This window comes from Wenxinia saemankumensis (genome assembly GCF_900141735.1).
Lineage (GTDB): Bacteria > Pseudomonadota > Alphaproteobacteria > Rhodobacterales > Rhodobacteraceae > Wenxinia > Wenxinia saemankumensis.
Genome location: NZ_FQYO01000007.1, coordinates 51815 through 70163, shown reverse-complemented (window position 1 = coordinate 70163; position 18349 = coordinate 51815). Strand labels below are relative to the sequence as shown.

Here is an 18349-nt window from a genome sequence, read left to right as displayed (position 1 = left end):
CAGTCTGTTCACCAACCGGCGCGGCAAATGGGCGGGGCCGGGGCCATTTCGGACGCGGATCCGGTGTGCGCGCCACTGAATGGCCCCGATGCGGATCGACCGCAGGGGAATGGCGGGACCGGACAGCCGGCCCGCCGCCCTTTCCTCAGCCCGCGATGATCTCGTGCGCGCGGCGGGGATCGGGTGGCAGGATCGCGTCCCGCAGGGCGCGGGAATATGGGTGCTGCGGATCGTCCAGCACCGCCTTCGCCGGGCCCTGTTCGACGATCTCGCCCGACTTCATGATGATCAGCCGGTCGGCGATGTAGTAGGCCGTGGCGAGGTCGTGGGTGATGTAGACGATCGTGACACCCAGCCGGTCGCGCAGATCCTTGAACAGGTTCACGATCGACATCCGCAGGCTCGCATCGACCATCGAGACGGGCTCGTCCGCGACGATCAGGTCCGGCTGCGGGATCAGCGCGCGGGCGACCGCGATCCGCTGGAGCTGTCCGCCCGACAGCTCGTGCGAATAGCGGCCGCGCACCTCCTCGATCGTCAGCCCGACGAGCTGCAGCGCCTCGTCGGCCAGCGCCTCCTGCGCCTTGGCCCCCGTCGCGTCGCGGAACCGCCGCGCGGTCGAGAAGAGGTAGGAATCGATCCGTGTCAGCGGATTGAACGCCTCGAACGGGTTCTGGAAGATCGGCTGGACGCGCCGCATGAAGTCGATGCGCTGGCGCGCGCTCCGCGCGTCGGTGATGTCCTCTCCGTGCACGCGGATGCGGCCCGCGCTCGGCATCTCGCTGCCGAGGATCATGTTCGCGAGCGTCGACTTGCCGCTGCCCGACTGGCCGACGATGGCGAACACCTCGGGCCTGTCGGCCTCGAGCGTGAAGCTGACGTTCTTCACCGCCTCGACGGTCCGGGCCGAGAGCAGCCCGCCGCTGCGGAACCGCTTGGAGACGTCGTCGATCTCGAGAACCGCACTCATCCGATCCGCGCCTCCCCCGCGCGCCAGCAGGCGACCCGGCTGCCGCCATGCGGCCCCTCCAGGGGCGGCGTCTCGCGCTTGCACTTGTCGATCGCCAGCGGGCAGCGCGGGTGGAACCGGCAGCCGGGCGGCGGATCGGCGAGGTTGGGCGGCCGGCCCGTCAGGCTCTCGCGCGGGCGGTCGTCGCCGATCCGCGGCAGGCTGCCGATGAGGTGGACCGTGTAGGGATGCTTCGGATCCTCGAAGAGCTGCTCGGCCGGCGCCTCCTCGACCAGCCGGCCGGCATAGACGATGCCGATCCGGTCGGCGATCGTGGCATGAACCGACATGTCGTGGGTGACGAAGACGATGGAAGAGCCCTGCTGGCGCTGCACCTCCTTGATCATCTTGAGCACGTCGCGCTGCACGATCACGTCGAGCGCCGTCGTCGGCTCGTCCGCGATGATGAACTCCGGATGGCACACGGTGGCGAGCGCGATGGTCGTCCGCTGCCGCATGCCCCCCGAAAGCTGGTGTGGATAGCTGTCGAGGATGGCCGGATCGAGCTGCAGCTTCCTCAGGTGATCCTCGACCGCGCGCCAGAAGGCCGCCCGGCCCAGATCCATGTGCGGGAAGGCGAAGTCGTAGAACGAGTGGCGCACCTTGCGGACCGGGTTCAGCACCGACATCGAGCCCTGCATGATGTAGCTCAGATGCCGCCAGCGCAGCCGGGACAGGTCGGTGGCGGGGTCGTAAATGTCGACCTCGCGGCCCCCGAACTCGTAACGGACGGATCCGCCGACGACCTGCAGCGGGGGGCGCACCGCACCGGCCAGCGTCTTGACCAGCGTGGTCTTGCCCGAGCCGGATTCCCCGGCCAGCCCGTAGACTTCGCCCCGTCGGACACGCAGCGTCGCGCCGTCGACGGCCCGCACCTCGCGCGAAACGCCGTAGCTGCCGACGATGAAATAGGCGCGCAGGTCGTCGACGCGCAGCACGTCCTCGGACGCGGCGACGGGGCGTTCGGGGCTCTCGATCATGCGGCACCTCCCATCCGGTCGAGGCGCGACCGGGGATCGACGTATTCGTTGACCGACATTGCGAGCATGAAGAGTCCCAGGAAGAGGATGACGATCGAGAGGATCGGGAAGGCGATCCACCACCAGATCCCCGAGATGATCGCCTGGTGCTGGTTGGCCCAGTAGATCATCCCGCCGATGGTGGGCCGGTTGATGTCGGTGAAGCCCAGGACCGAGAGCGTCACCTCGAGGCTGATCGCCCAGATGAGGTTGTTCATCGCGGTGAAGAAGATGATCGGCAGCACGTAGGGCAGATGCTCCTTCCACAGGATGCGCCAGGTGCTCATCCCCGAGAAGACGCCGTGCCGGGTGAATTCCCGCGTCCGCAGGCTGAGCGAGACCGACCGGATCAGCCGGCTGTCGTAGGTCCAGCCCAGCAGCGCGGCGCAGACGGCGAGCAGCGGCCAGGTCATCTGCTCGCGCAGGACGAAGTAGACCAGCAGCAGGATCGGGATGTTCGGCAGGGCGATGAAGGTGTCGTTGATGCTCATCAGCACGCGGTCGGTCCGGCCGCCCAAGTAGCCCGAGACCATCCCGACCGAGATCGCGATCACCCGGCTCAGGATCGTCACCGTCAGGCCGAAGGACATCGTGTTCCAGACCGCCTCCGATAGCTGCCAGACCACGTCCTGCCCGCGCGAGGTGGTGCCGAACCAGTATTCGGACGAGGGCGGCATGTCGGGGGGCAGCAGGTAGAGGTTGTAGCCCGGATAGGGCGTCCAGAAATGCAGCGCGGCGAAGACGAGGACCAGCGCCGTCAGGGTGAAGCCGGCGAGGAACTCGCGGTTGTAGCGCAGCAGATCGCGGATGACCTTGAACATTGACTTATCCCAGTTTCACGCGCGGATCGATGAGCGGGTAGAGGATGTCGATCAGCAGCACCGCGAAGGCGACGGCGAAGATCGAGATCGTGGTGACGCCGAGGACGAGGCTGTAATCGCCCCGGTAGATGCCCTGGATCAGCAGCCGGCCCATGCCGGGATAGTTGAACAGGAACTCGACGATCACGGTGCCGCCGAAGATCTGGCCCAGCTGCATGGCGAGGCCGGTCATCTGCGGCAGCATCGCGTTGCGCGCGACGTACTGGCTGAAGATCTTGCGCCCCTTCACGCCCGCGAGCTCGGCGTAGAGGACGTGATCGTCGGTGACGACGTTCGACACGAGCGAGCGCATCCCGATGAACCAGCCGCCGAGGCCGGCGAGGACCAGCGACAGCGCCGGCAGGAAGCCGTGGTAGAGGACCGAGAGCACGTAGCCGAGGTCGAATCCCGAGGGCCGATTCATCTGCGCCCCGCCCGAGATCGGGAAGATCGGGAAGACGAAGCCGAGGAAGATCAGCAGGATCAGACCGATGAAGTAGTGCGGGATCGGGTTGATCGTCATGATCACCATGCCCAGCACCTTGAGGAAGCGGCTGCGGCGGAAGTAGCCGGCCAGCGCCCCGATCAGGTTGCCGAGGACGAAGGTGATGAGGATCGAGGTCACCAGGAGCCCGATCGTCCAGGGCGCGGCATTTGCGATCAGCGTGATGACCGGCGTCGGGAAGGCCGAGAGCGAGGGGCCGAAATCGGCCCGCAGCACGCGACCCCAGAAATTGACGTATTGCTCGAAGAGATTGCCCTGCAGGCCGTAGAGCTCGGCAAGGGATTCCCGCATCAGCTCGACCGCGCGCGGATCGCTGGCGCCGAAGCTGGTCAGCTGGGTCAGGGACTGCTCGACCGGATCGACCGGCGAGAGGTTCGTGATCAGGAAGGCCAGCGTGACGCCGGTGAAGATCACGAAGACGAACTGTCCGAGGCGTCGGAGGATGTAGGCGGTCAGGGTGTTCATCGAAGGCTCCGCCCCGGGGGGCCGTGGAGGGGCGGGCGCGACCCGGCGGCCGCGCCCGGAAGGGTCGAGGGCGCGCGGCCTAGCCGCCGGTCTTTTCGAGTTCGACGACCATGTAGCGGATGTTCGACCAGAACGGGCCGGAGGCCGAGTACGGGTTCTCGATGCTCGGGTAGCCGGTCCAGTAGGTCGTGTCGAAGGGCGCGAACTTGTTGTACGCCATCAGCGGGATGAACGGCATCTCCTCGACCGCGAGCTGCAGGTACTCCATCCCCAGCTCGGCCACGCGCGGGCTGTCGAAGGGCACCGTGCGGTTCTCCTCGATGATCGCGTCCAGCTCGTCGTTCTGCCACCGGTTCAGGTTCCGCGGCGGCTGGCTCTCGCCCAGCGGCACCAGGAAGTCGGAATGGTAGCTCTCGAGGAAGAAGCTGAGATCGGGATGCCCGCCCCAGGTCTCCACCGTCCAGAAGATCGCCGCCTCGTAATCGCCGACATCGAGCCGCTGGGTATGGGTGGGGCCGGCGACCACGACCTCGGTCGGGATGCCGTTCAGGCTCCATTGCTGGGCGATGATCGTGCCGGCCCGGGCAAGCGTCGGGATGTTGTCGCCCTCGACCTGCAGGGTCATCTCGAAGGGCTCTCCCTCGGGCGTCAGCCAGCCGTCGCCCTGCTCGGTGAACCCGGCGGAGCGCAGCAGCGCGGCGGCTGCCTCGGCATCCTGCTGCCACCAGCCGAAGCCGAACATCTCCTTGCGGAGCTCGGGATCCTCGGGGATCGAGTCGCCCCATTGCGGCGTGACCAGCTGCGCGATCTGCTCGGCGATGTCCGGGTTGTAGGGCTGGATCGTGCCCTCGCCGGTATCGAGCTCGTAGTCGATCAGCCAGTCCTGCATCGGGACGTAGTAATCAGGGATTGCCGACCCGGTCGGCGGCACCGACAGCGCCGCGATGTTGGCCGCGCCCCGGTAGGAGCCCATGCTGACCGCGCGGATGTCGATCAGCAGCGCGAGCGCCCAGCGCACACGCGGATCGGACAGCTTGTCGAGCTGGTTGTTCAGCAGCACCGAGGGCAGCGTCGGGTCGGGATGGGCGAAGGGAAAGCCCGGCAGCCACTGGGCGGTGGTGTCGCCGGCCTGCTCGACGATGGTGAACATGCCCTCGGGGGCGATGTCGTTGATCACGTCGAGATTGTGGTTCAGCTGCTCGATCACCCGCGCGTCGGGGTTCCCGGCGGTCCGGTAGACGACGTATTCGACCTCCGGCGCCTCGTCGAGCGTCATGCCGATCGAGGTCCGCTCCCAGTCGTCGCGCAGCCGCCAGATCGCCCATTGCCCGTTCGCGTCGTAGTTCTCGAGCACGTAGGCCGACAGCGAGACCGGCGGGTTGAAGGTCGCCGTGAGCGGATCCTCGACCTGGCTGAACACATGCTCGGGCATGATCCAGGCGGCGTTCCAGCGCACCGTGAACAGCGTGTGGAAGCGCGAGTTCGGCGCGTTGAGGTTGAAGACGACGGTATGGTCGTCCGGAGCCTCGACACTTTCGACGTTGATCGTGAACGGCGCCGACCAGTTCATGCCCGGGTTCGCCATCTGGGTCTCGACCGTGTAGACCACGTCCTCGGCGGTGAAGGGTTCGCCATCGCTCCAGAAGATGCCGTCCTTCAGCTCCACCGTCATCTGCGTGAAGTCGTCGTTGTAGATCGGGCGCGACGCGGCGAGGGCGTTCTGCCAGGCGTCGTCGCCCGAGCCCTCGGGATTGATGAACCACAGCGTGTCGGCCGACAGCTGCTGGTTGCCGTTCGGGCTGGCGCCCCCGCCCGGGGCCCAGAGGTTGAACCAGTCGGCGTTCTGCGCCGCGGGCCCCTGGATGATGAGCGTGTCCTCCCGCGGGAGCCCCGCGATGAAATCCTGCGCGGCGAGCGGAGCGGCCAAGGCCGTCGCGCCGATCGCCGTCAGAAACAAGGTCCTGATCTTCATTGTGTCCTCCCTCGAGCGCGGCATGTCCTCCGGGCGCGCCCTTGCCGATGCCGCCCCGCCGGAACGGGACTCGCCCCCAAACTATTGACAATTCAATTGGGCATGGCAACAAAAAATCCCGATCTTGCCGGTTATTTCCCTTGTTTGCCGCTTCGATCTCCGCTGTCTAGTCGACGATCCTACCTTGATTGTTGACAATGAATGCCGTCCCCGTAGTGTCGGCCAGGGCCCGGGGATGTCCCCCGGCACGACATCATCAGGGGCCGGCCGAGCCGCCGGGGGAGGAAGCGAAATGTCCGGACAGGCAAGGGTCGCCATGCGGGTCGACGGCAGCCGCAGCACGGGGGCCTACCACCCGATGTGGAACTGGTTCGGCTACGACGAGCCGAACTACACCTATACCAAGGACGGCGTGAAACTGCTGGGCGACCTCGCCGCCGCCTCCGGCACGCCGCCGCATATCCGCACCCACAACCTGCTGACCTCCGGCGACGGCGAGGCGGCGCTGAAATGGGGCTCGACCAATGCCTATACCGAGGATGCGGACGGCAATCCGGTCTACGACTGGACGATCATGGACCGCATCTTCGACGCCTACGTGCAGACGGGGACGGTGCCCTTCGTGCAGGTCGGCTTCACCCCCGAGGCGCTGTCCGACGATCCCGGCCCCTACCGCCACAGCTGGTCGCTGGACGACACCTATTCCACCATCATGACCGGCTGGGCCGCCCCGCCGAACGACCTGCGCAAATGGCACGACCTGGTGAAGGCCTGGGCCGAGCACCTGGTGGAGCGCTACGGCCGCGAGACCGTGGCGACCTGGCCCTGGGAATGCTGGAACGAGCCCGACGGCCACTACTGGACCGGCTCGATCCCGCAATACTGCGAGATGTTCGCGGCGACCGTCCGCGCGGTGAAGGCCGTCCTCCCCGAGGGGCGGGTCGGCGGCCCCCATACCTGCGGTGCGCATGACAACCCCAAGGCGCAGACCTTCCTGCGCGGCGTGCTCGACTACGTGGTCGAGCACGAACTGCCGATCGACTTCATCGCCTTCCACGCCAAGGGTCAGCCCAAGCTGAAGAACGGCGAGGTCTGCATGGGGCTGGCCAAGCACCTGCTCGACATCAGGGGCAATCTCGAGATCATCGCCGAATACCCGTCGCTGACTCACCTGCCCGTCATCATCGGCGAGAGCGATCCCGAGGGCTGCGCCGCCTGCTCGGCCCGCGTCCATCCGCAGAACGCCTATCGCAACGGCCCGCTCTACGGCTCCTACGTGGTCGAGAACATGGTCCGCACCTACGAGCTGTCGCGCAATGCCGGCATCCATATCGAGGGCGCGGTGACCTGGGCCTTCATGTTCGACGGCCAGCCCTGGTACGACGGCTTCCGCGACCTCGCGACCAACGGCGTCGGCAAGGCGGTGCTGAACGCCTTCCGCCTGCTGGGAAAGCTGGACGGCGAGTGGATCGAGGCGACGAGCGACGGCGCCCTCCCCCTCGACCGGATCCTCGATCAGGGGGTGCGGCAGGCGCCGGACGTCAATTGCGTGGCCACCCGCGATGCGGGCGGGATCAGCGTACTGGTCTGGAACTACCACGACGACAACGTGGTGACGCCCGACCACGCGGCTGCTATCGAGCTGACCGTCACCGGCCTGCCGGACGGCGCGCTCACCGTCAGCGAGTTCCGGATGGATGCCGATCACGGCAATTCCTTCGGCGCGTGGCAGGCGATGGGATCGCCGCAGGATCCCTCCCCCGCCCAGATCGCCGAGCTGGAGGCCGCCTCGCGACTGCCCTGCATCGAGGAGCGGTCGATGGACGCGGCGGACGGCACGCTGCGCCTGACGACGACCCTGCCCCGGCAGGGGGTCGGCCTGTTCCGGATCGACTTCTGAGGCGACCGGCCCGGTCGGCGCGACGGGCGCCGGCCGGGCACGTTGTCCGCTTGCGCGGACGCGCGCCATGCCCCACATCGCGCCCCCGGGAGGATGGAATGAGCGCCAAGGATCTGACGAACGAGGAAGAGGCGGTCGCCCGCGCCATCGAGATGGACATCATCTTCGGCCGGCTCGGCCCCGGCGAGCGCCTGACGGAGGAGACCATCGCCCGCGACAAGGCGGCCTCGCGCCACCACGTCCGCTCGGCGCTGATGATCCTCGAACGGGCCGGCATCGTCACGCGCGAGCGCAACAAGGGCGCCCAGGTCCGCGCCTATTCCTCGGAGGAGGTGCGCCAGCTCTACGACGTGCGCGAGATGCTGACCCGGCAGGCGGCGCTCAAGATCGCCCTGCCTGCCGGCGCCGAGGACATCGCGGGGGTCGAGGCGCTCCAGGCGGAGTACGAAGCGGCGATCGACCGCCGCGACCTGCCCGAGATCCATGCCACGAACGACGCGTTCCACGTCGGCTTCTTCGCCCTGTCGCGCAATCCCTACCTCGTCGAGATGGTGAAGCGGGCGATGGACATGACCTATGTCATCCGCGCCGCCGACATGAGCAACGCGGGCAGGCTCACCGCCGCGCGGGACGAGCACCGGGCGATGATCCAGCTGCTGCGGGGGACCGACAGCTGGGCGCTGTCCGAGCTCTGCGTGCAGCACCTGCGGCCGAGCAAGCAGCAGTATCTCAGCCGGCTGGAGCGGGAAGAGCAGGATCGCGGCCGAGCGCATAGGCCCGCTCGATGAGGCGGAGCGTCGCGAGGTTGTCCTCCACCTGAGCGGCGAAGGCGCGGGGATCGCCCGCCGCGACCGCCGCCACGAACTGCGCGATCATGCCCTGGTACGAGGCCGTGTAATCGGCGGCGAGGTCGACGGCCTCCTCCTCGTCCGGGCGTCCGGGCCGGCGCAGGGCCAGCCGATCCCCCTCCAGGGCGATGGCGCCTTCGGTCCCCTGCAGCTCCAGCTCGTCGGTCAGGCCGGGCGGCGCGCCGTGGCTGCGGAAATCGCCGATCACCGACACAGCCGCGGGCCCTGCGCGGAAGAGCAGGCTCGCCATGTCCTCGCCCCGCAGCGCGGGCGTATCCGCGCCCAGCGCCGCGCCGAGCAGGTCCATCTCGCCGACGACCGATCGCAGCGCGTCGACGTGGTGGATCAGGATCTCCATCAGCAGCATCCGCTCCAGCCCGGCCAGCATCGGCTGCCGCGCCAGGGCGGGCAGCGCGCCCTGCCCGTCCGGGAGGAAGCCGGAGGTGCGGGCTTGCAGCAGCCCCCGGCGCAGCCGGCCGATCCGGCCCCCGGCGACCCAGTCGCGGATCCGGCCGTAATGCGGGCGGTGCCGCCAGTTCTCGTTGACCATAAGCCGCGTGCCTGGCGGCAGGCCGTCCACCAGGGCGCGCGCCGCGTCCCAGGTCGGGGCCAGCGGCTTCTGGCACAGGATGGCGAGGCCGCGCCGGGCGCCCAGCGCGACCGAGGCGGCATGATGTTCGCGCGGGCTCGCCACGTCCAGCGCGTCGACCGCGACGGCGTCCAGCATCTCGGTATCTGTCGAGAAGGTGCGGGGAATGCCCCAGCGGGCGGCCCGCTCCGCCCGCGCGGCGGGGTCGGGATCGGCGATCGCCACGACCGAGACCGCCCCGCCCAGCCGGCGGTAGGCGGCGAGATGGTGTTCGGTGACCCACCCGGCCCCGACCATGGCGATGCGTAGCGACATTGACGACAATCCGGATCATGTTCTCTTGCCTGACCCTCATAAATACCGGTTACAGCTGGATCAACCCATCGCTTTGTTGACAACATCCGCGCGGCGGCACAATCTGGCCCGACACCGGAAGGAGGACGGGATCCATGACCTGCAGCGGCCTCTGGCCCCCCGCGGCGACGCCCTTCGACGCCGATCTCGCCGTCGACACGCCGGCCCTGCTCGCCCATTGCCGCGCGCTGCTGGCGGACGGGGCGCGGGGCATCGCCCCCCTCGGCACCACGAGCGAGGCCAACAGCCTGACCCTGGCCGAGCGGCGGGCGGTCCTCGACGGCCTGCTCGACGGCGGCATTCCCGCCGCGCAGCTGCTGCCGGGCACGGGGGCCTGCGCGGTCGGCGACGCGGTGGAGATGTCGCGCGCCGCAACGCGGGCGGGCTGTGCCGGGGTGCTGCTGCTGCCGCCCTTCTTCTACAAGGGCGTGCCGGATGACGGCCTCTACGACTACGTCGCGCGGGTCGTCGACGGGACGGGCGCGGACGGCCTTCGGATCTACCTCTACCATATCCCCCAGATGGCCGGGGCGGGCTGGTCGCTGCCCCTGATCGAGCGGCTGCTGCGGGACTTTCCCGGAATCGTCGTCGGCCTCAAGGACAGCACCGGCGACTGGAGCGGGACGCGCGCCTTCATCGAGACCTTCCCCGACCTCGCGGTCTTTCCCGCCAGCGAGGCGCATCTGAGCGACGCGATCCCGCTGGGCGCGGCGGGCTGCATCTCGGCCACGGCGAACGTCAACGCCGCCGGCATCGCCCGGCTGATCGACGCGCTGCGCAGCGGCGCCCCTGCCGGCGATCTCCAGGAAGAGGCGACGCGCCAGCGCGGCCTCGTCACCGCGGGCCCCCTGATCCCCGGGATCAAGGCGGTGATCGCCGCGCGGACGGGCGCGCCCGGCTGGGCGAGGGTTCGCCCGCCGCTGCGCCCGATGGGGGGCGGCGCGGCCCGCGACCTGGCGGCGGCGCTCGAGGCCGGGACGCTCGTGTCGTGAGCGACGGCAAGGGACGGGGAAAGGGCCTCGCGGGACGGCTGACGGCCTATGGCGATCCCGGCTTCGCGCAGTTCCTGCGCAATTCCTTCCTGCTCGCCCGGGGCTACGGGCCCGAGGTCTTCGACCGGCCGGTCGTCGCGATCTGCGACACCGGGTCGGACTACAATCCCTGCCACGCCACGGCGCCGCAGCTGGTCGAGGCGATCTCGCGCGGGGTGACGATGGCGGGCGGCCTGCCGATGGTCTTTCCGACGATCTCGCTGCACGAGAGCTTCGCCCACCCCACCTCGATGTTCCTGCGCAACCTCATGTCGATGGACACCGAGGAGATGCTGAAGGCGCTGCCGCTCGACGCCGCCGTGCTGATCGGCGGCTGCGACAAGACCATCCCCGCCCAGCTGATGGGGGCGATCAGCGCCGACGTGCCGACCCTGTCGGTCGCGGTCGGGCCCATGCTGACCGGCTCGCACGAGGGCGAGCGGCTGGGCGCCTGCACCGATTGCCGACGGCTCTGGGTCGAGCATCGCGCCGGCGCCCTGGACGAGGCGGCGCTGAATGCCGCGCAGTCGCAGCTGATGGCCTCGCACGGGACCTGCATGGTGATGGGCACGGCCAGCACGATGGCCTGCCTCGCCGAGGTGCTGGGCTTCATGCTGCCCGGCGGGGCGAGCATCCCGGCCGTCCATTCCGAGCGCCTGCGCCACGCCGAGGCGAGCGGCCGCCGCGCGGTCGAGATGGCCCGCGCGGGCGGGCCGACCCCGCGCGAGATGCTGACGCCGGCGAGCGTCCGCAACGCCGCCGTCACGCTGCAGGCTCTGGGCGGATCGACCAATGCCGCGATCCACCTCGCCGCGATCCTCGGGCGGGCGGGGCTGCGCTTCGACCTCGCCGAACTCGGCGCCATCGGGGCGGCGACCCCGATCCTGGCGGATCTCAAGCCCGTGGGCCGCGCCTACATGCAGGATTTCCACGCCGCCGGTGGCCTGCCGGCCCTCCTGCGCGAACTGGCCGGGGCGGGCCATTTCGACAGCGACACCCCAACCGCCGACGGCCGCCGCTGGTCGCAGGTGCTGGAGGCCCTGCCGGACTGGCGCGATCCGGGCGTCATCCGACCCGCCGGGGACCCGGTGGTCGCGGGCGGCGCCATCGCCGTGCTGCGCGGCAGCCTCGCCCCCGGGGGCGCGATCATCAAGCAGGCCGCGATGACCGAGGGACTGCGCGCGCATGAGGGGCCGGCGCTGGTCTTCGACGGGCTGGCCGATCTCGACGCGCGGATCGACGACCCCGGCCTCGACGTGACGCCCGACAGCGTGCTCGTCCTGCGCAATGTCGGCCCGGTCGGCGGGCCCGGCATGCCCGAGGCGGGACTCATCCCGATCCCGCGCAAGCTGGCCGCCACGGGGCTGCGCGACATGGTCCGGATCTCGGACGCGCGGATGTCGGGCACGGCCTACGGCGCGGTCGTGCTGCATGTCTCGCCCGAGGCGGCGGTCGGCGGTCCGCTCGCCCTGGTGCGGGACGGCGACCGGATCCGGCTGGACGTGGCGGCGGGCACGCTCGACCTGCTGGTCGATGACGCCGAGCTGGAGCGGCGCCGCGCCGGGTGGCGCGCCCCGCCGGTGCCGCGCCGGGGCTATGCCCGGCTCTACGCGACCACCGTGCAGCAGGCCGATCTCGGCTGCGATTTCGACTTCCTCGCGGCGCCCGGCGATGAGTGACGGCCCGGCCTGGGACACCCATGTCCACGTGATCGGCGAATCCGGCCGCTTTCCCCTCTCCCCCGCGCGCGGCTACGAGCCGCCCGACGCGCCGCTCGAGGCGCTGCTCGCCCATCTCGACGCCATCGGGGCGGGGCGGGCCGTCCTGGTCCAGCCCAGCGTCTACGGCTTCGACAATGCCTGCCTGATCGACGCGATCGCGCGCAGCGACGGCCGCTGCACCGGGATCTGCGTGCCGGATCCCGGCTCGGAGCCGCGCGACCTCGCCCGTCTGCACGCGGCGGGGGTGCGGGGCCTGCGCTGCAACCTCGTCAATCCCGGCGGACTGCAGCTGTCGCAGACCGAAGGCTGGTGGCCCTGGATGGCGGATCACGGCTGGCACCTGCAGGTGCAGATCGACGCGAGCCGCCTCGATGTCGGCGCGCTGGCCGCGCGCCCCGGGATCCCGCCCCTCGTGGTGGACCACATGGGCTACCCCCCGCGCGGCTCGGGTCCCGGCGCGATCGCCTCGCTGGTCGAGGCGGTCGCGGACGGCCTCGTCCATGTCAAGCTGTCCGCCCCCTACCGCCTCTCGACGCAGAGGCCGCCCTATCCCGATGCGACGCTGCTGGCGCGCGCGCTGCTCGCCGCCGGGGCGGATCGCTGCCTCTTCGCCTCGGACTGGCCGCATACGGAGCTGTCGGCCCCGCCGATGGGGGATGCGGACTGGCTGCACCACCTGCGCGCCGTCGCCGGACCGGGCTGGGAGCGGATGCAGCGCGCGGCCGAGGCGCTCTACGGCGGCGCCTGACGCGGGGGGGCGCTAGCGCCCGGCCCGCCGTTCGTCGATCGGCGGCAGGAACCAGACGGCCAGCCCCGCCAGCGGCAGGACCGCGCAGAACCGGTAGACCGCCTCGACCCCGTAGCTGTCGGCCATGATCCCCAGCAGTGCCGCCGCGATCCCGCCGAGGCCGAAATTCAGCCCGTAGAACAGCCCGCCGATCAGGCCGATCCGGTTCGGCAGCAGGTCCATCGCGTAGATCAGGATCGAGGCGAAGGCGCTGGCCATGACGAGGTTGATCGCCACCGTCAGCACCCCGGTCCAGAAGAGGTCGGCATAGGGCAGGATCAGCGTCAGCGGCAGCGGCCCCAGCACCGAGATCCAGATGATCCGCCGCCGCCCGATCGCGTCGCCGACCACGCCGCCGATCAGCACGCCCACCGCCGCCGCCATGAGGAAGACGAACAGCATCATCTGCGAGGCCGGGATCGAGAGGCCGAACTTCTCGATCAGGTAGAAGGTGTAGAAGGACCGGAAGCTCTCGCCGTAGGTGTTCTTGGTGAACATGAGGAAGGTGAGCACGGTCAGCCCGACCGCGATCGTCGCCGCGCCGTGCTGCGGCGTCGGCGATTCCGCCCGCCGTCGGGCGCTGCGGTCGGTGAACTCGGCCCGGATGCTGTGCTGCTGGCGGCCGATCCAGGTCAGGAGCACCATCGCGGCGAGGGCGAGCACCGCGAACCAGGCGAGGCTAGGCTGCCCCCAGGGGACGATGATGAGGGCGGCGAGGACCGGGCCGAGCGCGCCCCCCGCCTGCCCGCCCACCTGGAAGATGCCCTGCGCCAGCCCCTGCCGGTCCCCGGCCGCGTAGCGCGCCATCCGCGTCGCCTCGGGATGGAAGATGGACGAGCCGATGCCGATCAGCGCCACCGCGACGAGGATCGCGGCGTAGCTGCCCGCGAGGGCGAGGCAGACCAGTCCCGACAGGGTGAAGGTCATGCCCACGACCGGCGAATAGGGCGCCGGATAGCGGTCGGTCACCATGCCCATCACCGGCTGCAGCAGGGAGCCCGCGATCTGGAAGGTCAGGGTGATGAGGCCGATCTGCACGAAGTCGAGCCCGTAATCCTGCTTGAGGATGGGGTAGGCCGCCGGGATCAGCGATTGCATCAGGTCGTTCAGCAGATGCGTCGCGCCGAGCGCGGTGAGCACGGCGAGATAGGTCCGGGGCGGCGTGGCGAAGGTCATGGCAGGCGTCTTTGCAGGTCGGTCGAGCGGGTCGCGGCCCGCCGGGGCGACCGGCCGACCGCGCACCGGCACGGGGAGGGTGAGGGCCCCGCGAGGCGGGGCCGGCGCACAGAACGCCCCTTTCCCCGGCATGGCAAGGGGCGGCGCCGGCGGCAGGCGGGGCCCGCCCGCCCCATGGGTCCGTTGCCCGCCCGATCCCATGGTGGCGTCCGGTCCCATCCGGACCTTCCCCAAGGCGCGCGGCGCTCGTTCTGCCATGGCGGTCCCGGCCGCGCCCCTCTCGACGACCGCTCGCTTCCGCGCCGTCCGGGGTCCCGGCCGCGCCGCCCGACGCCGGGTCGGGATCGACAGCGGGCCGCGCCCCGCCCTAATGTCGCGGCCAGCAGACCCACCGGAGCCCCCGCCATGTCCCTTCGCGCCGCCGCCCTCGTCGCCCTCCTCCTGCCGGCCGCCTGCGCCGCGGTCGTCGGGGACCGGGCCGTGGTGACCGGGGTGGGGGCGGAGGACCTGCTGAAGCTGCGCGCGGGACCGGGGCTGAACTACACCGTCGTCCTCGGCCTGCCCGACGGGACCGAATTGCGGCGCGGCGACTGCGCCGTCGAGCTGGGGCAGCTGTGGTGCGCGGTCACGCTGTCCGACGCCCCCGGCATCGGCGGCTACGTCGCCGCCGATTACCTCTCGACGCCCTGATCCGCGCGGCCGCGCGCGGCGCGGCGCTTTCGGGCCGCGATGGGTCGGCGGCGGGACACCGCGCCTCTGGACAACGGGCAAGGTCCGGCCCAGCAAGCCGCTGACCGATCACCGACCCCCAGGAGCCCTGCCCCATGTCCTCCTTCGCCCTGCGCGTGCGCTGCGTCTCGAAGCGCGGCATCGTCGCCGCCATCGCCGGCTTCCTTGCCGAGCAGGGATGCAACATCACCGATTCCGCGCAGTTCGACGACGCCGATACCGGCGCCTTCTTCGCTCGGATGTCGTTCCGCTCGGAGGAGGGCAAGACCCTGGCCGAGCTCGAGAGCGCCTTCGCCGGGATCGCCGAGAAGCTCGAGATGGAGGCGGAGTTCTTCGACGAGGCCGCCAAGAGCAAGGTCGTCGTGATGGTCAGCCGCTTCGGTCACTGCCTGAACGACCTGCTCTACCGCAGCCGGATCGGCGCCCTGCCGATTGAGATCGTCGCCGTGATCTCGAACCACATGGACTACCAGAAGGTGGTCGTGAACCAGGACATCCCGTTCCACTGCATCAAGGTCACCAAGGAGAACAAGGCCGAGGCCGAGGCGCGGATCATGGACGTGGTGGAGGAGAGCGGCGCCGAGCTGATCGTGCTGGCCCGCTACATGCAGATCCTCTCCGACGCGATGTGCCGCAAGATGTCGGGGCGGATCATCAACATCCACCATTCCTTCCTCCCGAGCTTCAAGGGGGCCAATCCCTACAAGCAGGCCTTCCAGCGCGGCGTGAAGCTGATCGGCGCGACGTCGCACTACGTGACGGCCGATCTCGACGAGGGGCCGATCATCGAGCAGGACACCGTGCGCGTGACCCACGCGCAATCGGCCGAGGACTACGTCTCGCTCGGCCGCGACGTCGAGGCGCAGGTGCTGGCCCGCGCGATCCACGCCCATGTGCGGGGCCGCGTCTTCCTCAACGGCGACAAGACGGTCGTCTTCCCGCCCTCCCCCGGCTCCTACGCGTCCGAACGGATGGGCTGAGGAACGGGGCGCCGGGGGGGGTTCCGGCCCGCCGTTCCCCTGCCGGCCTACGGCCTCTCCCCCCGGGCGCCCCGGCGCCCGGGGCGGCGCGCCCCGCTGTTGCCGTCCCGCCAACCCGGGGCGCGGCCCGGGGGGGAATGCCGGCATCGCCATTGCGGCCCTGCCGGCGGAGTGCTGGGGTCCGGACGGTGTGGAGTGTGGCAGCGCGATCCGGATCGCCCTGCAGGGGGCGAGGATGTTCTACCGGCTTGCCTATGTCAGTTCGTCCGTGCAGCCGATGTCCGTCGAGGCGATCGGCGCGCTGCTCGAGGTGTCGCGGCGGAACAACCTGCGCGACGACATCACCGGCTTCCTGTGCTGCCGCGAGCGCATGTTCTTCCAGCTGCTGGAGGGGAGACAGACGGAGGTCGAGGCGTGCTACGCGCGGATCCGCGACGATCCCCGCCACGACGAGCCCGCGCCGATCCTGATGGAGGAGACCGAGACCCGCTCGGTGCCGGATTTCTCCATGGCCTACATCACCCGCCGGGACCTGCGCGCCGAGAGGGCCGAGGTGCTGCACGCGCTGCAGGGATTCCGGAGCCGCGAACTCCCCCGGACGAACGATCCGGCGGTGACCGAGCTGATCGCCACCTTCACCGGCGCCCTCGCCCGCCAGAAATGGAGCGGCGAGGGTAGCGGGATGGCCTGACGGCCGCCATCGCGCGACGGGCCGCGGGCCGGTACGGGCCGCGACCGGTACGGGCCGCCGCCCGTCCGGACGCGGCGCCCCCACCCCCGGTGACGATCGCGGCCCGGCCGGCCCGTGGCGGCAGTCCATCCCGTCGTTCCCCGCCCGGCCGCAAGCGCCAGCGCCCGCCTTGGGCCGGCAGCGCGATGTCCCGGGCCGGCGACGCCCGGGGGATCGACGCCGCCGGGCGCGCCGGTGCTCGGGCCGGAGAGGTGTCTCCCGGGGGATTGACCGGGATCGCGGGGTGGTCGACACCCGATCGGATGACTTCCGCACCCACCGCCCCGGCCGCTCAGGCGCAGGGCATCCTCCTGATGTGCCTCGGCGTGGCGATGCTGAGCGTCAACGACGCGATCGCGAAGCTGCTGACGTCGGATTACAACCCGCTGCAGATCCTCTTCCTGCGGAACGTGATCGCCCTGCCCTTCGCCATGGGGATCGCCGCGGCGATCGGCGGTCGCGCCGCCCTGGGATCGCGCCGCCCCCTCGCGCATGTGGCGCGCGGCGCGCTCTGGGTGGGCGCGACGATGCTCTTCTTCACCAGCCTTTCCCGGCTGGGCCTCGCCGAGGCGACCGCGCTGATCTTCGCCGCGCCGTTCTTCATCACGCTCATCTCCGCCCTGGTCCTGGGCGAGATCGTGGGCTGGCGTCGCTGGCTCGCCGTGCTCGCCGGCTTCTCCGGGGTGCTGGTCATCGTCCGGCCGGGGGGCGAGGCCTTCCAGCCGGTCCTGCTGCTGCCGGTCGCGGCCGCCTTCACCTACGCGCTCCTGATGCTCAGCGCGCGCTGGCTGGATCCGCGGGACAGCGTCTGGACGCTTCTGGTCTGGCTGACCGGCACGGGGGCGCTGCTCGGCGCGATCCTCGTGCCGCTCGTCTGGGTGCCGGTCCGGGCCGCGGACCTGCCGGCCTTCGCCGGGATCGCCTTCTTCGGCGTCGCGGGCATGACGATGATCACCCAGGCCTTCCGGCTGGCCCCCGCCGTCGTGGTCGCCCCGCTGGACTACACGGGTCTGCTCTGGGCGACGCTGTTCGGCTGGGCGATCTGGCGCGAATCCCCTGACGAGCTGACTTGGCTCGGCGCCGCCATCATCATCGCGAGCGGGGTCGCGACCATCCTGCGGGAGCAGCGATCTGCCGCCTGAGGGCCCTCCCCCCGGACCCGCCGGACGACAGCGGCGGGATCCGGAGGCCGTGCCCCGGGCCTGCCCGAAACGTCAGGTTAAACGGACGGTCCTGCAAGCTTATTTAAAATTGTGGGCGGGGGCGAACCTTCGGGAGTTCGTCGATCATGAAACGCGGGACCTACTACCTCTTCGATTCGTCCGGCCGGAACGTGGCCGAAATGCGATCCGCTACGCTCTTCGCTCCGGACGGGACCGAGATCGGCATGTATCTGAACGCCTTCGGGGTCATCGTCGGCTTCGACGGCCGGTATCTGGGCGAGGTCGTGCAGGATGACCGTCTGTACTGCCGGACTAACCGGATCGGCGAGGTCCTGAGCCGGGATCTGCAGCGGCGTCCGCGCCCGGTCGGCCATCGTCCCGGCACATTGCACCGGACCGCCTACCCCCGACCGCTTCCCCCCGGCTATTCCGACATCCCGGCGGAGCATTTCCGGACCCTCGGCGGAAAGCGCGCCGCCTGAGCTGCGGACGACCGTCCGGACCGCGCGGC

17 protein-coding genes are annotated in these 18349 nt (G+C 70.3%); 10 read left to right on the top strand and 7 right to left on the bottom strand.

From position 1 onward, the window contains the following. Window positions 1-145 precede the first annotated feature (145 nt). The 5 genes from BUE30_RS16320 to BUE30_RS16300 all read right to left on the bottom strand — a co-directional run bounded on the left by BUE30_RS16320 (window position 146) and on the right by BUE30_RS16300 (window position 5830). Entirely contained in the window at window positions 146-970 is an 825-nt protein-coding gene (locus tag BUE30_RS16320; RefSeq protein WP_073334020.1) for an ABC transporter ATP-binding protein, read from the bottom strand. After that, window positions 967-1989 (bottom strand): ABC transporter ATP-binding protein, encoded by a 1023-nt coding sequence (locus BUE30_RS16315; protein ID WP_073334016.1) that lies wholly within the window; start codon window positions 1987-1989, stop codon window positions 967-969. Before BUE30_RS16315 ends, BUE30_RS16320 begins: the two co-directional genes overlap by 4 nt. Further along, a complete protein-coding gene (locus tag BUE30_RS16310; protein WP_073334013.1) occupies window positions 1986-2849 on the bottom strand; it encodes an ABC transporter permease in 864 nt (287 codons plus the stop codon). Before BUE30_RS16310 ends, BUE30_RS16315 begins: the two co-directional genes overlap by 4 nt. A 4-nt stretch (window positions 2850-2853) precedes the next feature. After that, complete coding sequence (locus BUE30_RS16305) at window positions 2854-3858, bottom strand: ABC transporter permease (RefSeq protein WP_073334008.1); 1005 nt, start codon at window positions 3856-3858, stop codon at window positions 2854-2856. Between the two features lie 79 nt (window positions 3859-3937). Beyond that, window positions 3938-5830, bottom strand: a complete 1893-nt coding sequence (locus BUE30_RS16300; protein ID WP_073334004.1) for an ABC transporter substrate-binding protein — start codon at window positions 5828-5830, stop codon at window positions 3938-3940. 292 nt (window positions 5831-6122) lie between these two features. Between BUE30_RS16300 and BUE30_RS16295 the strand changes: the two genes are divergently transcribed. Continuing rightward, window positions 6123-7730, top strand: a complete 1608-nt coding sequence (locus BUE30_RS16295) for a GH39 family glycosyl hydrolase (RefSeq protein ID WP_073334000.1) — start codon at window positions 6123-6125, stop codon at window positions 7728-7730. A gap of 98 nt (window positions 7731-7828) precedes the next feature. After that, window positions 7829-8518 carry a GntR family transcriptional regulator gene (locus BUE30_RS16290; RefSeq protein WP_073333997.1) on the top strand — a complete coding sequence of 230 codons (690 nt, stop codon included), beginning with the start codon at window positions 7829-7831 and terminating at the stop codon, window positions 8516-8518. Here BUE30_RS16290 and BUE30_RS16285 read toward each other — a convergent pair. Next, window positions 8460-9482: a Gfo/Idh/MocA family protein gene (locus tag BUE30_RS16285; protein WP_073333993.1), complete on the bottom strand. Its 1023-nt coding sequence runs from the start codon at window positions 9480-9482 to the stop codon at window positions 8460-8462. The two genes, BUE30_RS16290 and BUE30_RS16285, sit on opposite strands and share 59 nt — an antisense overlap. 134 nt (window positions 9483-9616) lie before the next feature. Here BUE30_RS16285 and BUE30_RS16280 point away from each other — a divergent pair, with 134 nt between their 5' ends. Genes BUE30_RS16280 through BUE30_RS16270 form a run of 3 tightly spaced genes read left to right on the top strand, consistent with a single transcriptional unit; the run spans window position 9617 to window position 13021 of the window. Then, window positions 9617-10513 carry a dihydrodipicolinate synthase family protein gene (locus tag BUE30_RS16280; RefSeq protein ID WP_073333989.1) on the top strand — a complete coding sequence of 299 codons (897 nt, stop codon included), beginning with the start codon at window positions 9617-9619 and terminating at the stop codon, window positions 10511-10513. Then, window positions 10510-12231, top strand: coding sequence for a dihydroxy-acid dehydratase (locus tag BUE30_RS16275; protein ID WP_073333985.1), 1722 nt, complete (start codon window positions 10510-10512; stop codon window positions 12229-12231). The genes BUE30_RS16280 and BUE30_RS16275 overlap by 4 nt, the downstream gene beginning before the upstream one ends. Beyond that, the gene (locus BUE30_RS16270) at window positions 12224-13021 is read left to right on the top strand and encodes an amidohydrolase family protein (RefSeq protein WP_170865664.1); all 798 of its coding nucleotides are present in this window, start codon (window positions 12224-12226) and stop codon (window positions 13019-13021) included. The genes BUE30_RS16275 and BUE30_RS16270 overlap by 8 nt, the downstream gene beginning before the upstream one ends. 12 nt (window positions 13022-13033) lie before the next feature. On the opposite strand, the gene BUE30_RS16265 is transcribed toward BUE30_RS16270, so the two are convergent. Further along, window positions 13034-14236, bottom strand: coding sequence for an MFS transporter (locus BUE30_RS16265; protein ID WP_073333978.1), 1203 nt, complete (start codon window positions 14234-14236; stop codon window positions 13034-13036). A gap of 405 nt (window positions 14237-14641) precedes the next feature. On the opposite strand from BUE30_RS16265, the gene BUE30_RS16260 reads away from it, so the two are divergent. The 5 genes from BUE30_RS16260 (at window position 14642) to BUE30_RS16240 (ending at window position 18320) form a co-directional block, all read left to right on the top strand. Further along, window positions 14642-14926: an SH3 domain-containing protein gene (locus BUE30_RS16260; protein WP_073333974.1), complete on the top strand. Its 285-nt coding sequence runs from the start codon at window positions 14642-14644 to the stop codon at window positions 14924-14926. A 134-nt stretch (window positions 14927-15060) separates the two neighbouring features. After that, entirely contained in the window at window positions 15061-15945 is an 885-nt protein-coding gene (gene purU, locus BUE30_RS16255; RefSeq protein ID WP_073333971.1) for a formyltetrahydrofolate deformylase, read from the top strand. 235 nt (window positions 15946-16180) lie between these two features. Continuing rightward, window positions 16181-16636, top strand: coding sequence for a BLUF domain-containing protein (locus tag BUE30_RS17890; RefSeq protein ID WP_073333966.1), 456 nt, complete (start codon window positions 16181-16183; stop codon window positions 16634-16636). 302 nt (window positions 16637-16938) lie between these two features. Continuing rightward, on the top strand, window positions 16939-17817 hold the full coding sequence (locus BUE30_RS16245; protein ID WP_073333961.1) for a DMT family transporter: 879 nt from the start codon (window positions 16939-16941) through the stop codon (window positions 17815-17817). A 146-nt stretch (window positions 17818-17963) separates the two neighbouring features. After that, window positions 17964-18320, top strand: coding sequence for a hypothetical protein (locus BUE30_RS16240; RefSeq protein WP_073333954.1), 357 nt, complete (start codon window positions 17964-17966; stop codon window positions 18318-18320). Window positions 18321-18349: the final 29 nt, after the last annotated feature.

Coding starts and splice junctions, on each gene's coding strand:
- BUE30_RS16240 (WP_073333954.1), top strand. CDS start 17,964: ATGAAACGCGGGACCTACTACCTCTTCGATTCGTCCGGCCGGAACGTG.
- BUE30_RS16300 (WP_073334004.1), bottom strand. CDS start 5,830: ATGAAGATCAGGACCTTGTTTCTGACGGCGATCGGCGCGACGGCCTTG.
- BUE30_RS16260 (WP_073333974.1), top strand. CDS start 14,642: ATGTCCCTTCGCGCCGCCGCCCTCGTCGCCCTCCTCCTGCCGGCCGCC.
- BUE30_RS16245 (WP_073333961.1), top strand. CDS start 16,939: ATGACTTCCGCACCCACCGCCCCGGCCGCTCAGGCGCAGGGCATCCTC.
- BUE30_RS16310 (WP_073334013.1), bottom strand. CDS start 2,849: ATGTTCAAGGTCATCCGCGATCTGCTGCGCTACAACCGCGAGTTCCTC.
- BUE30_RS16305 (WP_073334008.1), bottom strand. CDS start 3,858: ATGAACACCCTGACCGCCTACATCCTCCGACGCCTCGGACAGTTCGTC.
- BUE30_RS16270 (WP_170865664.1), top strand. CDS start 12,224: ATGAGTGACGGCCCGGCCTGGGACACCCATGTCCACGTGATCGGCGAA.
- BUE30_RS17890 (WP_073333966.1), top strand. CDS start 16,181: ATGTTCTACCGGCTTGCCTATGTCAGTTCGTCCGTGCAGCCGATGTCC.
- BUE30_RS16290 (WP_073333997.1), top strand. CDS start 7,829: ATGAGCGCCAAGGATCTGACGAACGAGGAAGAGGCGGTCGCCCGCGCC.
- BUE30_RS16320 (WP_073334020.1), bottom strand. CDS start 970: ATGAGTGCGGTTCTCGAGATCGACGACGTCTCCAAGCGGTTCCGCAGC.
- BUE30_RS16295 (WP_073334000.1), top strand. CDS start 6,123: ATGTCCGGACAGGCAAGGGTCGCCATGCGGGTCGACGGCAGCCGCAGC.
- BUE30_RS16315 (WP_073334016.1), bottom strand. CDS start 1,989: ATGATCGAGAGCCCCGAACGCCCCGTCGCCGCGTCCGAGGACGTGCTG.
- purU (WP_073333971.1), top strand. CDS start 15,061: ATGTCCTCCTTCGCCCTGCGCGTGCGCTGCGTCTCGAAGCGCGGCATC.
- BUE30_RS16280 (WP_073333989.1), top strand. CDS start 9,617: ATGACCTGCAGCGGCCTCTGGCCCCCCGCGGCGACGCCCTTCGACGCC.
- BUE30_RS16285 (WP_073333993.1), bottom strand. CDS start 9,482: ATGTCGCTACGCATCGCCATGGTCGGGGCCGGGTGGGTCACCGAACAC.
- BUE30_RS16265 (WP_073333978.1), bottom strand. CDS start 14,236: ATGACCTTCGCCACGCCGCCCCGGACCTATCTCGCCGTGCTCACCGCG.